The organism is Roseovarius albus (assembly GCF_900172335.1).
Taxonomy (GTDB): domain Bacteria; phylum Pseudomonadota; class Alphaproteobacteria; order Rhodobacterales; family Rhodobacteraceae; genus Roseovarius; species Roseovarius albus.
On record NZ_FWFX01000001.1, the window covers coordinates 389,513 to 404,384 of the forward strand.

Annotated in this window: 15 protein-coding genes, 3 tRNA genes and 1 pseudogene; 13 read left to right on the forward strand and 6 right to left on the reverse strand. The window is 52.2% G+C overall.

The features are described 5' to 3' along the window. The first annotated feature begins 1 nt into the window (after position 1). The 4 genes and pseudogenes from ROA7450_RS01855 to ROA7450_RS01870 all read left to right on the forward strand — a co-directional run. Positions 2 to 478, forward strand: a complete 477-nt coding sequence (locus ROA7450_RS01855; protein WP_085803953.1) for an Lrp/AsnC family transcriptional regulator — start codon at positions 2 to 4, stop codon at positions 476 to 478. A 30-nt stretch (positions 479 to 508) separates the two neighbouring features. Next, positions 509 to 1,054 carry a tetratricopeptide repeat protein gene (locus ROA7450_RS01860; protein WP_085803955.1) on the forward strand — a complete coding sequence of 182 codons (546 nt, stop codon included), beginning with the start codon at positions 509 to 511 and terminating at the stop codon, positions 1,052 to 1,054. A 114-nt stretch (positions 1,055 to 1,168) separates the two neighbouring features. Continuing rightward, positions 1,169 to 1,254 (forward strand) — tRNA-Leu (locus ROA7450_RS01865). 159 nt (positions 1,255 to 1,413) lie between these two features. After that, positions 1,414 to 1,659: pseudogene (locus ROA7450_RS01870) on the forward strand (integrase core domain-containing protein); the annotation flags it as partial. Positions 1,660 to 1,704: 45 nt separating this feature from the next. Here the strand turns inward: ROA7450_RS01870 and ROA7450_RS01875 are convergent. After that, positions 1,705 to 1,938: a phage major capsid protein gene (locus tag ROA7450_RS01875; protein WP_085803957.1), complete on the reverse strand. Its 234-nt coding sequence runs from the start codon at positions 1,936 to 1,938 to the stop codon at positions 1,705 to 1,707. A 249-nt stretch (positions 1,939 to 2,187) separates the two neighbouring features. After that, a complete protein-coding gene (locus ROA7450_RS20910; RefSeq protein ID WP_159453978.1) occupies positions 2,188 to 2,691 on the reverse strand; it encodes a hypothetical protein in 504 nt (167 codons plus the stop codon). Positions 2,692 to 2,695: 4 nt separating this feature from the next. On the opposite strand from ROA7450_RS20910, the gene ROA7450_RS01880 reads away from it, so the two are divergent. Together ROA7450_RS01880 and ROA7450_RS01885 are read left to right on the forward strand one after the other, a co-directional pair. Then, positions 2,696 to 3,115, forward strand: coding sequence for a nucleoside deaminase (locus ROA7450_RS01880; RefSeq protein WP_159453979.1), 420 nt, complete (start codon positions 2,696 to 2,698; stop codon positions 3,113 to 3,115). An 893-nt stretch (positions 3,116 to 4,008) separates the two neighbouring features. Beyond that, positions 4,009 to 4,683 (forward strand): hypothetical protein, encoded by a 675-nt coding sequence (locus ROA7450_RS01885; RefSeq protein WP_085803960.1) that lies wholly within the window; start codon positions 4,009 to 4,011, stop codon positions 4,681 to 4,683. On the opposite strand, the gene ROA7450_RS01890 is transcribed toward ROA7450_RS01885, so the two are convergent. Then, entirely contained in the window at positions 4,666 to 5,394 is a 729-nt protein-coding gene (locus ROA7450_RS01890; RefSeq protein ID WP_085803962.1) for a helix-turn-helix domain-containing protein, read from the reverse strand. The genes ROA7450_RS01885 and ROA7450_RS01890 overlap by 18 nt on opposite strands. Before the next feature lie 103 nt (positions 5,395 to 5,497). On the opposite strand from ROA7450_RS01890, the gene ROA7450_RS20700 reads away from it, so the two are divergent. The 3 genes from ROA7450_RS20700 to ROA7450_RS01900 all read left to right on the forward strand — a co-directional run bounded on the left by ROA7450_RS20700 (position 5,498) and on the right by ROA7450_RS01900 (position 6,049). Then, on the forward strand, positions 5,498 to 5,728 hold the full coding sequence (locus ROA7450_RS20700) for a hypothetical protein (protein WP_143534317.1): 231 nt from the start codon (positions 5,498 to 5,500) through the stop codon (positions 5,726 to 5,728). A 136-nt stretch (positions 5,729 to 5,864) separates the two neighbouring features. After that, a tRNA-Asp gene (locus ROA7450_RS01895) sits at positions 5,865 to 5,941 on the forward strand. 31 nt (positions 5,942 to 5,972) lie between these two features. Beyond that, positions 5,973 to 6,049 (forward strand) — tRNA-Asp (locus tag ROA7450_RS01900). A 101-nt stretch (positions 6,050 to 6,150) separates the two neighbouring features. Here the strand turns inward: ROA7450_RS01900 and ROA7450_RS01905 are convergent. Then, positions 6,151 to 7,530 carry a dipeptidase gene (locus ROA7450_RS01905; protein WP_085803963.1) on the reverse strand — a complete coding sequence of 460 codons (1,380 nt, stop codon included), beginning with the start codon at positions 7,528 to 7,530 and terminating at the stop codon, positions 6,151 to 6,153. A 216-nt stretch (positions 7,531 to 7,746) separates the two neighbouring features. Here ROA7450_RS01905 and hemA point away from each other — a divergent pair, with 216 nt between their 5' ends. The 3 genes from hemA to ispG all read left to right on the forward strand — a co-directional run bounded on the left by hemA (position 7,747) and on the right by ispG (position 11,527). Beyond that, positions 7,747 to 8,970, forward strand: coding sequence for a 5-aminolevulinate synthase (gene hemA, locus ROA7450_RS01910; protein WP_085803964.1), 1,224 nt, complete (start codon positions 7,747 to 7,749; stop codon positions 8,968 to 8,970). Between the two features lie 112 nt (positions 8,971 to 9,082). Continuing rightward, complete coding sequence (locus tag ROA7450_RS01915; RefSeq protein ID WP_085803965.1) at positions 9,083 to 10,318, forward strand: helix-turn-helix domain-containing protein; 1,236 nt, start codon at positions 9,083 to 9,085, stop codon at positions 10,316 to 10,318. Positions 10,319 to 10,396: 78 nt separating this feature from the next. Further along, entirely contained in the window at positions 10,397 to 11,527 is a 1,131-nt protein-coding gene (gene ispG / locus ROA7450_RS01920; protein WP_085803966.1) for a flavodoxin-dependent (E)-4-hydroxy-3-methylbut-2-enyl-diphosphate synthase, read from the forward strand. Between the two features lie 18 nt (positions 11,528 to 11,545). Here the strand turns inward: ispG and ROA7450_RS01925 are convergent, their stop codons facing one another. After that, positions 11,546 to 12,298 (reverse strand): DsbA family protein, encoded by a 753-nt coding sequence (locus ROA7450_RS01925; protein WP_085803967.1) that lies wholly within the window; start codon positions 12,296 to 12,298, stop codon positions 11,546 to 11,548. Next, the gene (locus ROA7450_RS01930) at positions 12,298 to 13,635 is read right to left on the reverse strand and encodes a M48 family metalloprotease (protein ID WP_085803968.1); all 1,338 of its coding nucleotides are present in this window, start codon (positions 13,633 to 13,635) and stop codon (positions 12,298 to 12,300) included. Before ROA7450_RS01930 ends, ROA7450_RS01925 begins: the two co-directional genes overlap by 1 nt. Before the next feature lie 59 nt (positions 13,636 to 13,694). On the opposite strand from ROA7450_RS01930, the gene ROA7450_RS01935 reads away from it, so the two are divergent. After that, a complete protein-coding gene (locus tag ROA7450_RS01935; RefSeq protein WP_085803969.1) occupies positions 13,695 to 14,846 on the forward strand; it encodes a pyridoxal phosphate-dependent aminotransferase in 1,152 nt (383 codons plus the stop codon). Positions 14,847 to 14,872 lie beyond the last annotated feature (26 nt).

The following is a 14,872-nucleotide window of genomic DNA, read 5'->3' on the forward strand; positions in this document are numbered from 1 at the left end:
TGTGCAAAGTGACCATATTGAGATTGATCGGTTTGATCGCGCGATTCTACGCGTTCTGTCGTCAGATGGGCGGATCAGCATTACAGACCTCGCACGGGAAATCGGCTTGTCGAAATCACCGACGCAAGCCAGGTTACGTCGATTGGAAAAGGAAGGGGTCATCACCGGTTATCGCGCGCTGATTGATCCCATCCGCCTTGGTATGGATCACGTGAGCTTTGTCGAGGTGCGTCTAAGCGATACACGCGAAAAGGCGTTGTCGGAATTTAACGCCGCTGTGAGCAAGATCCCTGAGATCGAGCAGGTCCACATGATTGCGGGAAACTTTGACTATCTCATGAAAATACGCACCCAAGACATGAATGATTATCGGCAAGTTCTGGCAGTGAAACTGTCGACACTGCCACATGTGGCCAGCACCTCTACCTATGTAGCGATGCAGGCGGTCAAGGAAAACGCACTCACAGATGTGATTTGACGGACGTTTTCTACGCCCCATACTAAAGGCATGAATTATATTTTTCCTTTCCTGATCGCAGCTGCTCCGGCATGGGCACAGTCCTGCCCTGATGCACCTGATCATAGTGCAGCGCTTGGTCAGTTGATCCACGATGTGCAAAATGCACCAGATGAAATGTCGGCCCGGCTGATTTCGAGTGAGATGTGGTTCTATTGGGCGGATGCGCCTGACGACCATGCCCAAGAGCTTCTGGATGAGGGTATGGGGCGGCGCAAGTCCTATGACTTCGACGGTGCAATGATCGCGTTCAATGCGCTCGTGGACTATTGTCCCGACTATGCCGAGGGCTACAATCAACGGGCATATGTAAATTTCCTGCGTGAGAATTACCGAGAAGCGCTGCCTGATCTCGAGCGGACAATTCAGTTATCTCCCAAACATGTCGCTGCTCTAGCGGGGCAGGCGCTTACGTTTTCCGCGCTTGAACGCAATGGTGAGGCAGCGGTGGCATTGCGCAAAGCACTGGTTTTGAACCCGTGGCTGTCCGAGCGCCACTTGTTACCGGCTTTAGAGGCAACAGAGCAAGAATTATGACTGTTTTCCACCTCAGATAATTGAATAGCAATTTGGCATAAAAAAATCACTAATCGATCACCCTAAGGCGTTGTTTTCCTTTTCGCGCCGCGCTACGGAAGGGATGCGCCGGATGCGGGCGTGATGGAATGGTAGACATATCAGACTTAAAATCTGAAGGCCGAATGGCCGTGTGGGTTCGAGTCCCACCGCCCGCACCAATTATCATTGAAAACAAAGAATAAATTAAGATTCTGTCTAGTTGGTCCCCCAAGTGAAATCGTTAGCAGAGCTCAATTTTGCTCGGATTCGAGACAAGTACGTATGAAGTGGGGACAAAATCGAGGAATATCTACTGCGCGGACGAAACGGACGTAGGTAAGACCGCATACATTGAACCAGGCTCGCCTTGAGAGAACGGATATTGCGAAAGCTTCAACGGCAGCATGAGGGATGAATTACGAAACGGAGAAATCCTTTACTCGCTCAGAGAAGTGCAGATTCTCACCGAAGAATGGAGGAAACACTACAACACCAAACGCCCGCACAGTGCATTGGGCTACCTCCCTCTGGCACCAGAAACCATTATCACGATGGAACCGAGGCCGATCATGCACGAACAATAACATTGGACCCGACAGATAGGGCTACTCAGTGCTCTAGTTGAGTTCTTACTCAAAGGTGAGCCCCTTGTAGCCAGGTACTTTCACAACCGGAAACCCGAGCACCTTGGGTGGATCAATCTTATGCTCCGGATCTTCCATGATGAACCGGCCATTTTCATCACAGATAAGCCATAAATCCTTGAACACCATCGGGCTACAAATGAAAGCCCCTTGTTGCCGCCTTTCCGCGTCAGCGGAATTTATCAGATTACGAATGTTATCGTGTGTGTAAAGATTCATAATTGCCCCCAATGAAAATTTCCATAATCGCGTAGTCGATACGCGCGATAGGTCTGTAGTATCGGTCAATAAAAATTGTGCATCTGGGTATTAAATATGTCTGTGTCTCAGAGCACTATTGATGAGCAATTATAAACGGATTGTTTCCGAAATCGCAATGAAGGTAATTGTGCCTCAACCTATTGTGACCGAGGGGCGAAGGCACGCGAGCCAACGCTTATTCTAATAATTGCGGAATTGCCTTACTTTTTATGGCGTTCGAAAAGTCAGGATCACGCGAATATCTTTTGAAGCACAGGTTTTGACAGGTTTTAGGAAGCTCGCAATACGCTTCGAGACGGCGGTAATGGCAAAGCGTAACTGTGTAATATTGCCGTTTTCTCGAAGCGCAAGTAAACCATAATTCAACAACATCAAATACTCAGCAGGGAAGCGTGAATGCCGCGTCAAAAAGGCGATAAAAGTCTGTTGTAGACCTATATTGATAGGTGAAACGCTAGTTCCATTGACTGCCAGTGAAAAAGCGCCGGTGAGTTTTTGTTGATAGCTGAAATTGCTAGCGGTACCATTGCTGACTGTAAGTTGTGCAATTGAGGTCGAAAATATGCAGATTGGACGCAGGGGATTGTTGTTAGCAACGGCGGCGGCTCTTTCAGCACATACAACACCGTCGGCTGCATTTAGCCAGAAGGTCGTTACAAGGTCAGCTGATACGCTTACCGATGAAGAACGGCAGCACCACGAACGATACATGCAGATGGCTATCGACTTGATCGATGGCGGCCCACCCTTTGGCGCGGTTATTGTAGACCACGAAAGCGGTGAAGTCATGTGCAAGGGACGGAATCGCGGCAGTTCGAACCGAATATACCACGGGGAAATGGATGCCATGATAAATTGTGGTGACGAACATCCGCAATTGGATTGGAGCAGACTGACCCTCTATACAACAGGAGAGCCCTGCCCAATGTGCATGAGCGCGATTATTTGGAACCGCATTCCAAGAGTGGTTTATGCCACGTCAATTAGAAAGCTAACGAACATTGGCCTCAACCAGATCAATCTCGATACATCAACTGTTGCTGGCGCCGCTTCGTTCTACAGTGGTGAAATTATCAGCGGTATCTTAAAGGACAGTACGGACAAAATGTTTGAAGATTGGATGGCGTCGCGTTAAATCCATCCCTCACACTTAGACCCCACTTGGCAGTCATTATCAGAACGACCACAGGTCTCAAATGTACTTCCTCGCTGCGCTTCTATTTTCCGTCACAAGCTGTGGCATTACAGACAGGGACAACACTGCGCTCAGGCCAGCTAAAAGTGCGTCGGTTGGGCATAGATTGCGCCAGAGAGACACACCCACGAGGGTAGGGGGCTATTCGGCCAGTTCCCCAGAGATATAGCAGGGGCCATTGCCTGACAGTAGGTGCGGACGATGAATGACGTTTGCCTGATCCACCGCTGTTTCTTCAAGTGCCTGGTTCAACGTGCCCTGGACATCAGATGACCGCGACGATCTCCAGACAGTACTAAACGCCCATGTCGCACCCTCGTTCAGGGTCTTAGGCTGGCAGTTTTAAAGGCGCATGGTGGTTCTCTGGGAAATGGCGGCCTATAGCCTGTGTGTTTTTTCTCAGAGGCCAACTTGTAAGAGGTTACAAACGGCTATTTGGCGAATTGCTCTTGAAAACAATTAGTTGCTAAGGAATGCGCATTTCGAAAGGCTCACATTGAATGTTGTAGTGGGTTACCTTCTTAGACATGATTGAAAATGTTCATAAGAAAACCCAAGTGTTGAACGCCAATTAGAGAGCTGCAACTTGTACATTCATTGCGGAATTTGATCTGGAAATTACACAGTAAAGCTGCGCCGCTTTGCTGAATACCCCTCAGGGGTGAAAACTGTGTTGAAAATATGAGCCTTTGGTTAAAATTCAGGCGCTTACGCAACAAAACTTTGCCTGAATGGGACTTTCCGGGTAAGACGTCAGGAACGGGCAAATAAAACTTGTACTGAGTAATAAACCCTTCAATTGAAAAGTGGGGACTGGGCAGTTGGGGAATTCATTGGACCTGATCAAGGTCGGAGGCGAATGCCTAGGGGCGCTTGCCGAAGAAGGAGTCGAAGTCGAGATGATCACCGACTTCGTTCAGGCGGAGCAATTGACCGAAGAGATGGGAAAACCCGGTCTGACGCCTAAACTTTCTTCACGCTATAATGACTTCACCGAGGAAAGCGGTATCTGGCTGTTTATGCGAGAAGAGGGCGAATATGTTGTTTCCCTTGCAGCGCGTTATGACAATATCGGCCGAGAATCCATGCGCGAATATATGATGCGCACGATGGACCGGCATTACCCTCATGAAGATGGTCAAACCTTGCTGGATTTTACCCATGCTCTGCCACCTGGCTTTTATGGACGTATGGCATACATCGGAGAGTTGTTCGTGCGGCCCGACCGACGCGGTTCAAGGCAGCGGCTTCGTTATTTGATGATGCTGATGCACAGTTGTATTGCTGCAAAATGGCCTGTTGATTGGATCTATGCGATGATGCGTGATCGCGACGTGCGTGCGGGTTTTGCAACCAACTATGGCTTCACCATCCAATTGCCAGGCGTGGCCCGCTGGGCGCAGCCAACACCTGAAGGGCGTGGAGATGCGGAATGGTTGGTAGCGCTGCCAGAGGGGCACCTGTCACATATGATGCACCACTATGCGCGATCACTCGAGAGCTTGTGAATAGTTCAGAACATATTCGGTACCATTTCCGTCATGAACCGGCAGCAGTAGGCGTTTATAGCTAAAGCGCAGAGGGAAGCTGTAACCCGGTAAGTTGACGTCAATCTCTTGAACCGACAATTGCGGGTCACCTTTGGACGTTTCAACATGCGCCATGCTGACACTTTCGCACAGGTTTTCGTCAAATGTCGTGAACAAGTATTTAAGATGCTCTACAGATTTGATGCCGAAACAAACTGTCGCAAGACTCTTTTCCCCGATCGAGTATGGTAGTGGGAGTTTGGAATTCGGCTCTGGTGGTAAATAAAGGTCAACGTGATCGGCAAGGCCATCAAAATTTGCGAGCAGGCCATTTTGTTGATGCCACCAAGTTAGGACGTCATCGATCAAAGGGCCTACACCACGACGAGTCAGCTTACGCTGCGCTTCGCGGGTCACAGCAGTCAGGATTTTTTCTGCATGTGCACTGACCACACGATTGTCCAGATCGTTACTTGAGATGGTGATCTGGTTGTCGAGGCCTGCCAGCTGATTAGGCGTCAATCCCAGGGCTGAACAAATTTTCACAACACTTGTGTATCCCGGATCGCTCTTGGAAGAGAGCAAATTGGATATGTAGCGTTCGCCCTGTCCGATTTCCAAGGACAAGCTTTTGTAGTCGTAATCTGAATCCCTAATATAGGATTTCAGTCTATCGTGAAAATCGAGCACTTCTCTCACCGATCCCAAATTTCGGACATTGAGTCATTTATATTGACGTTTTGCCAGATTCGTCAAATACTGATTACGCTTTAAGTGGTAACAGAGTGGTTATATGGCGAGTGTAAAAGCTTCGAATGACGGAATAGAGGAGTGTTCCCTATCCGTCATTCGCCGAAAATTCAAAATTGAAAAACCTACATCCGTGACGGCAGAAGAGGCTGAACTGATCCTTGATTGGGCCGCGGAGTGCCGGTCTGAAGAGGGGCTGGCCTCAGCGTTACGGATCTTTGAATACTGCAACGGTTCGACCGTGCTGAAGAAGCGTGCCAATGCATTGCACTAATCGCCGCCGCTGCGTTCAGAATAGAATTTGGGTGGTCGTCAAAAAAGAAAATCGAAATTCATCTCATGGGCGCTTGACGGGGCCGGAGCGCCGTCATAATAAGCGCCACACGTCCAAGGCTTTGGGCGCGCAGCGAGCGGTTGTAGCTCAGTTGGTTAGAGTACCGGCCTGTCACGCCGGGGGTCGCGGGTTCGAGCCCCGTCAACCGCGCCACCGCTGCACGATCAAAGCCTAAGCGTAGTGCGCGGTTGTAGCTCAGTTGGTTAGAGTACCGGCCTGTCACGCCGGGGGTCGCGGGTTCGAGCCCCGTCAACCGCGCCATTTTATTCCTCACATTCTGTAAAAAACACGTCCGGTTCGGGCGCAGAGTGTTTGTGGTAAAAAAGCCATGAAAATATGGTTATTCTCATGGCTTGAGTGCTTCAATAATTTGTAAGTTTATCCATTACACGCGCCCAACTGCGAATGCCTTTGTGAAAGCTCTCGACATTGTATTTTTCGTTCGGGCTGTGAATCGCATCGTCATCCTGGGCGAACCCGATGAGCATGGAATCGAGCCCGAGAATATCTGTGAAGAAACGTGTGACCGGAATAGATCCACCCATGCCGGCAAAAACGGCTTCGCGGTTCCATTCATCTGACAGGGCTTGCCGGGCACGCTCGAACTCAGGGCGGTCGATATTCATGACCGATGCCGGTGAACCATCAAGATCACTGTCCCATGTGACGCGTGCATCTGGTGACAACCGATCTTCAACATGTTTGCGTAGCGCCGCGCGGACGTTGTCCGGGTCCATGTCCCCGACCAGACGACAGGTCAGCTTACAATGCGCTTCGGCCGGGATGACGGTTTTTGAACCGATTCCTTGATACCCACCCCACAATCCGTTGATCTCGAGCGTCGGGCGCGCCCATTGTTGTACCAAGGCGGAATAACCCTCTTCTCCATGAGGTTGCGTAAAACCAACAGAGTTCAGGTATGTTTCCTCATCGAAGCCACAGTTTTCCCATTGGCGCAACAATTCGGCGGGGACTTCGTGCACCCCATCATAGAAGTTCTCAACTGCAACGCGCCCTTTTTCATCGTGAAACGTCGCGATGATTCGTGAAATTTCTTTCAGTGGGTTGAGGCCTGGGCCGCCATAATGGCCCGAATGCAGGTCAATCCGTGGGCCATGAATGGTGAACTCATCTTTCAACATGCCACGCAGTTGCGACGAGATCGACGGCACGCCGGGGGAGACCATCGAGGTGTCACAAACCAACGCGATATCAGCTTTCAACTCGTCGGCATTTTCTTCGAGGAAAGGAATGAGGGACGGAGAGCCGGATTCTTCTTCACCCTCGAAGAAGAATGTAATGCGGCAGGGCAGTGTGCCTGTGACCGACTTATAGGCGCGACAGGCTTCGACAAAGGTCATCAACTGGCCTTTATCATCTGATGACCCGCGTCCGCGAATGACTGGGCCGTTCGGGGTCCCCTCGATCTGCGGATCAAACGGATCGCTGTTCCATAATTCCAGCGGATCTACTGGCTGCACGTCATAATGGCCATAAAATAGAACGTGCGGGCCGCTATCGCCAAAGTGGCCCACGACCATCGGATGCCCCGGAGTTTCACGTTTGCTGGCTTCAACGCCAATACTGCGTAAATCGTTGACCAGCCAATCCGCCGCCTGCTGACAGTGCTGGCTATAAGCTGGATCGGTTGAAATTGACGGAATGCGCAGCAATTCCTTGAGGCGATCAATCGCATTTGGGATTTCGTCGTCAATGTGGGATAATATAGCGTCGATGGACATATTCAGCTCCGGCTCGATGGTAATTTGACGGCGAAGGTATCAGGCCGCACTTTGCTGTCCAGAGCTTGATTAAGATCAAAGCGGGACCAGCGGCATTTTGTACTCTTTTGTGAAAGAGTTGCACGGCTTAAAGACTGGAAAAACTGTCCGACTCTGTCTACAAGTTTAATACAGCTAAGCCTGAGAGCGGCGCGCAACACGATTAGGGGATGCCCTTTGGACTATACAGCAAAGCTAGATGAGGCGATTGCCCGATTGCATGACGAAGGCCGGTACCGGACCTTTATCGATATTGAGCGCAAAAAGGGCCAGTTTCCGCACGCCGTATGGCAACACCCTGATGGGGAAGAGCGCGAGATCACTGTTTGGTGCGGCAACGACTATCTGGGAATGGGCCAACATCCCGTCGTTTTGAGCGCGATGCATGAGGCGTTGGATGCCACTGGAGCGGGCTCAGGTGGCACGCGTAACATTTCCGGCACAACAGTTTACCACAAACAGCTTGAGGCAGAGCTTTCCGATTTGCATGGGAAAGAAGCTGCGCTTTTGTTCACAAGCGCCTATATCGCCAACGACGCGACTCTGAGCACTTTGCCAAAGCTGTTTCCTGGCCTGATCATCTATAGCGATGAATTGAATCATGCCTCGATGATCGAAGGTGTACGCCGTAATGGCGGTGCCAAGCGGATCTTCCGGCATAATGATCTGGACCATTTGCGCGAGCTGATTGAAGCGGATGATTCTGATGCCCCCAAGCTAATCGCCTTTGAATCGATCTATTCGATGGATGGCGACTTTGCCCCGATTGAGGCGATCTGTGATTTGGCGGACGAGTTTGGCGCGCTGACTTATATTGATGAAGTTCATGCTGTAGGCATGTACGGCCCTCGAGGCGGTGGTGTCGCAGAACGTGATCGCTTGATGCACCGTCTTGATATCATCAATGGCACTTTGGCGAAGGCGTATGGTGTGATGGGGGGCTATATCGCCGCGAGCGCCAAAATGTGTGATGCCATCCGCTCTTACGCGCCGGGCTTTATCTTTACGACGTCCTTGCCGCCTGCTGTTGCGGCGGGTGCTGCTGCTAGCGTTGCGCACCTAAAGCGTGATCACGACTTGCGTGAGCAACATCAAACTCAGGCGAAAATTCTGAAACTGCGCTTGAAGGGGCTTGGTTTGCCTCTGATTGACCACGGTTCGCATATCGTTCCAGTGATGGTTGGCAACCCCGTGCACACCAAGATTCTGAGTGACATGTTGCTGGAGCGCTACGGCATCTATGCTCAGCCAATCAATTTCCCGACCGTTCCCCGTGGAACAGAACGCCTGCGTTTCACCCCGTCGCCCGTGCATGGACCGGATGAGGTGAACCGTTTGGTGCAGGCGATGGACGAATTATGGAGCCATTGCGCGCTGAATCGCGCCGAAATGACAGGTTAATGCCATCAAAAGTGCATATTAGCTTGAAATATGTTAGTCTGATCTAAAGAAAACGGGTGGCGGTCGAATCGGGACTTTGGATCGCTGCTTAGTAAAAAAAGGGGCAGGCTGCATGATCGGGCGTCGATCTACGCGCAATGACGATGTTCAAAACGTTGAACCAAAGGGGTTTGACGATTTTCAACTGCGGCTTGGCGACATGATGCGCGGTGAACGCGCAACCATGGGCAAGTCGCTCTTGGATGTTGAACGTGAATTGCGAATCAAAGCGGCCTATATTTCTGCCATCGAAGACTCTAATCCTGATGCCTTTGATACGCCTGGCTTTATTCCGGGCTATGTCCGGTCTTATGCGCGCTATCTCGGGATGGATCCCGACCAATCGTTCAAAGACTTTTGCGAGGAAAGTGGGTTTTCGATTGCGCATGGAATGTCGGCTGAGGCCTCGACAATTCGGAAATCGACGGGTGTTCTGGCCAAGTCTGCCCGGGTTGATGACCCGCTGTTCGGGCAAGCACCTGCGTATATGCAAGGCAATGACGGGTTCTTTTCCCGCATTGAACCCGGCGCCATCGGGTCCATCCTGGTCCTTGCGGCACTGATCGGCGGGATCGGCTATGGCGGGTGGGCGGTGCTCAACGAAGTGCAGCGCGTCCAGTTCGCACCGGTTGAAAACGCACCGGACGTTTTGGCCGACCTCGATCCTCTTGCAGGCAATGGGCAGGTTTTCGAAGAAGATCCTCAACTCGCTGAAAATGGTGCGATATTTAGAGCTCCGAATGCGGATAAATTGGATCGTCTCTACCGCCCTGAGGCGCTGGATGTTCCAGTTTTGGTGGCACGTGATGCGCCTATTTCCACCCTTGACCCCAGACAGGTCGGGACGTTGCGCCCCGAGTTGCCAAAGGCAGACACCGCGTCGGTTGCTAAAAATGTAACAGCAAACCCGCATGAAGCGCCTGCCATTCCAAGCCCGCAAGTTGTGGGAAAACCGCTGCCCGGCTTGCAAATGGTTGCCGTGAGGCCCTCATGGGTTCGGGTTCGGGCCGCCGATGGCAGTATTGTCTATGAAACTGTTATGAAGGCGGGTGAATCTTACGTTGTGCCCGCAACGGAAGAAGCGCAGATTGCCCGCATCGGTGAGTCTGGTGCGGTCTATTTTCAGGTAGATGGCAAACTCTATGGTCCTGCAGGGAATAGTGGTTCGGTGACGTCGAATCTTAAGCTGGACGCGGATTCCATCACAGGGGCATACCAATACGCTGCTCCCGAACAAGATGACGATCTGTTCAAATATGTGGCGGAGTTGAACACTGCACCTGCTGTAGAAGAGACACCCGAAGAATAACTCTGAATTGCTGATTGCCTGCGACGGATAGTACGCCTATCTAAAGCGTAACCGTCTACAATCGGTCTGGGTCCAGTCATGTCGCTTAATCATATCCGTCCTTGGCGTAACATCTATCGCCGCGAAAGCCGCCAAATTCATGTTGGTAATGTTCCGGTGGGCGGCGGGGCACCAATCAGCGTGCAAACAATGACCAACACGGACACACGGGATGTGGCGGCGACAGTTGCGCAAGTTCAGGCGGCAGCAGAAGCTGGCGCGGACATAGTGAGGGTCTCCACTCCTGATGAGGACAGCGCCAAGGCGTTGAAAGAGATCGTGGCAGAAAGCCCGGTTCCCATCGTTGCCGACATCCACTTTCACTACAAACGCGGGATCGAAGCTGCCGAAGCGGGGGCGGCTTGCTTACGGATCAATCCGGGCAACATCGGCAACGCAGATCGGGTTAAAGAAGTGATTTCCGCAGCCCGAGATCATGGCTGCTCGATTCGGATTGGTGTAAATGCGGGATCTTTGGAAAAGCATCTGTTGGATAAATACGGTGAGCCGTGCCCCGATGCGATGGTTGAATCTGGGCTCGATCATATCAGAATCTTGCAAGATCATGATTTCCATGAATTCAAGATCAGCGTGAAGGCCAGCGACGTCTTTATGGCCGCCGCTGCCTATCAACAATTGGCTGAAGCCACGGATGCTCCGATTCACCTTGGCATCACCGAGGCAGGTGGCCTCACCAGCGGAACGATCAAATCGGCAATAGGGATGGGAAACCTACTGTGGATGGGCATTGGCGATACCATACGCGTGTCACTGTCGGCGGACCCGGTTGAAGAGGTCAAGGTTGGTTATGAAATCCTCAAATCGCTTGGCCTACGTCACCGCGGCGTGAACATTATCTCTTGCCCCAGTTGTGCGCGGCAGGGCTTTGATGTGATCAAGACAGTGGAAACGTTAGAAAAACGTCTGGAACACATCAAAACACCGATGAGCCTGAGTATTATCGGCTGCGTCGTGAATGGCCCAGGCGAGGCGTTGATGACGGATGTTGGATTTACCGGCGGCGGTGCTGGCAACGGTATGGTCTATCTGGCGGGCAAAGCCAGCCACAAGATGAGCAACGACCAGATGGTCGAACACATTGTGGAAGAGGTGGAAAAACGCGCCGCTGAAATCGACAAAGAAGAAGCCGCGCGCCCCGCAGCGGAGTAACTACGAGGCGCTTGTGTTTTATTGTGTTCTGATTTGCGTCGCGATTTGTTGCATCGCATCTACGGGCAGATATCCACGCATCATCTGATCTTCCATCACGAAAGATGGTGTGCCAGAGATTTGGAGCTTTTGTGCCAGTTGATGGTTCTCAGCGATCACTTGATCCACCTCCGGGCTGTTCATATGCGCGATGATGGCGTTGGTATCTAGATCCAGTGCTTCACCCAGTCGGCCAAGTGAAGACTCGCTAATATCACCTTTGAATGCGATTAATGCGTCATGGATGGCCTTATAACTGTCTTCGCCTGCCACCTGCTGTGTCGCAATGGCGAAGCGTGATGCCAGAACAGAGGCCTCTCCCAATATCGGGAACTCTTTGATCACCAGCTTAATATTGCCGTCTGAGGCCAGCAGGCCCTCGACTTCTGGCGCGGCACGTTTGCAGTATCCACAGCGATAATCCATGAATTCCACAAGTGTAATATCACCTTCGGGGTTGCCGCCGACCCAAGAGTGGCCATCATTGAACAGCGCTTCACGGTTTTGCTCGACCAGTTCCACATCGCTTTGCTGCTGCGCCGCTGCTTCGCGTTGTTCAAGAACCGAAACGGCCTCCATGATCACCTCAGGGTTTTCCAAAAGGTAGGCCCGGATTTCAGCACGGAAAGCCTCGCGCTCATCGACTGACATGCTGTCTAGATCTATTGCCTGCGCAGGAAGGGCAAGGCAGGCTGTGGCAAGCGTCAACGCACTCAATGTTGATTTCAGCATTATTTTTTCTTTCTCCGTTTTTTCGAGGCAGCCTCTGATGCGGCCAAAACATCCTGAGCACGCCGCCAACCGGTGGATCCGCGTGGCAACAAGTCTGAGGCGCGTTTGGCATGAACACCGGCATCCCGCAAGCGACCAGATAGCGCGTAACGTTCCGCAGTCACTAGTGACGCCATGCCATTGTTGCCTTGTGAGGCGTAGGCCGAGGCCAGATTGCGCATGACACGAATATCGCGAGCATCTAACGCACGGGATTTTTCCAGATACTGCGTGGCTTGCTTGACTTTTCCTAAGGCCATCAGCGAACGACCGTAAGAGCCTAGGATTAAAGCATTATTAGTTGCGAGCTTGGCCGCTGTTCCATAAGCCGAGGATGCCGCAGAAAACTGACGGCTTTCCATCAAAATCTGTCCTTTAAGCTCATAATAATACGGATCTTTAGGCCGAATCTGAATGGCCTTGTCAATGGCGTTTAAGGCTTTTTTGGTGTTTGACCTTTGATGATGGGCCGCCGCTTGCCGCATGTACTTCACGTCTTCAAATCCAGACTCTCCGGCGCGGGTCAAGGTCCATTTGGGGGATCGTTTGAAGGCTGAGAGCTTTCCTTTGGCACGCGCAAACCAGTAGTCTGAAGTGGGCTGCGGTTTGGCCTTTCCAGCATAGGCAGATGCCAGTTGGTTCACTGTGCGAAAGCGATCTGCCGAAAGCGGGTGGGTGCTGGCATATGGATCGCGACGCCCGACCGACAATGCCTCTTGTCCGCGAAATATATCAATGACTTGGACCGCGCCCTGTGTGTCAATGCCTGCGGCTGCCATGTATCGCAGGCCGCTTTGGTCTGCAGCATTTTCTTCGGCGCGTGTATGGGAAAAAAATGAGCGCAGAGCGGAGCCTTGAACCCCCGCTGCTGCCCCCGCAGCCAGTGCACCGTTCCCAGCTGCTGCACCCCCGATCGCGGCCAGAACTGTACCGATGCCAGCAGCCGTGCGTGCATTTCGGAGGTTGATTGGACGGCGCATCAAGTGGCCATTGGCGATGTGCCCGGCTTCATGCGCAATGACCGATTGCAACATGGCGGGCGACTTCATTTTGAGAATGAGCCCAGAGTTCAAAAAGATATGGTTTTGGTCGACGACAAAAGCGTTGAGTGATCGATCATCCACCACTAATAGGTTGATGCGGGAAGGGCTAAGCCCCGCTGCCTTGAGAATAGGTGCGGCCAGTTGTTTGAGGGCATACTCTATGTCGGGGTCCCGCAACAGGGATATCGCGCGTGCAGGGGTGGCCAAGGTGAATGCCAAAACCAGACTCACAATCAAAAGACGCAGAACATGCATTGACGGCACGGCCCTTTCCCTGTGAGTTGGCCTGATCGTGGGCAGTGTGGGAAAAAAACATGCGAAACTCAAGCCGATCTCAGGTTGATCCCTTTATCGTGATGGATGTGATGGAGGCGGCGCGTCGTGCCGAAGCGAAGGGGCGCAGCATCATCCACATGGAGGTGGGACAACCGGGTACGCCAGCTCCCGCAGGTGCGCGGGGTGCATTGGCGCAGGCGATGAATCATGATGCGATGGGATACACGGTGGCCTTGGGGCTTCCAGCGCTCCGTGCGCGGATCGCAGATCTCTATAAAGACTGGTACGGGCTCGCCTTGGACCCTGAACGTGTTGTGGTTACTTCAGGTTCGTCAGCTGCGTTTATCTTGGCCTTCACGGCGCTGTTCGACGCGGGTGATCGGGTGGGGATCGGACGCCCGGGATATCCAAGCTATCGGCAAATTCTGAAAGCGCTGAATTTGGTGCCCGTCGAGGTGGAGACAGCAGCGGAAAATCGCCTGCAGCCCACGCCCGCAGACTTCTTAGGGCAAAATCTAGCTGGTGTCTTGGTTGCATCACCTGCGAATCCCTCTGGGACAATGCTTTGCCGGACGGAATTGGAAGGGCTGATCACCGCAGCGCATGACCAGAACATAGCCTTTATCAGTGACGAAATTTATCATGGCATCGAATATGAGGCCAAAGCCGTGACCGCGCTTGAAATCAGTGACCAGACCTATGTGATCAATTCGTTTTCGAAATACTTTTCAATGACTGGTTGGCGCATTGGCTGGATGGTCGTGCCCGAAGATCATGTGCGTGTCATCGAGCGTTTGGCGCAGAATATGTTCATCTGCCCCCCACATGCCAGCCAGATTGCGGCGCTGGCGGCCATGGATTGCGACGTGGAGCTGGAAGCCAATATGGCCGTTTACCGCGAAAATCGTCAATTGATGCTGGAAGGGCTGCCAAAAGCAGGTTTTGACCGGATCGCACCGCCGGATGGGGCGTTCTATGTCTATGCGGATGTCAGTCATCTAACCAATGACAGTCGCGCCTTTGCTGCCGAAATTCTGGATCGGGCGGGGGTTGCTGTCACGCCGGGATTGGATTTCGACCCCGAACGTGGCCATGGCACGCTCAGGTTTTCCTACGCGCGATCCACAGCGGATATCGCTGAAGGTCTGCGCCGATTGAAAACCTTCATGGACAAACGCAGCGAAGCATAAAATTCGGTTGCCGAGAGACGCAGCCT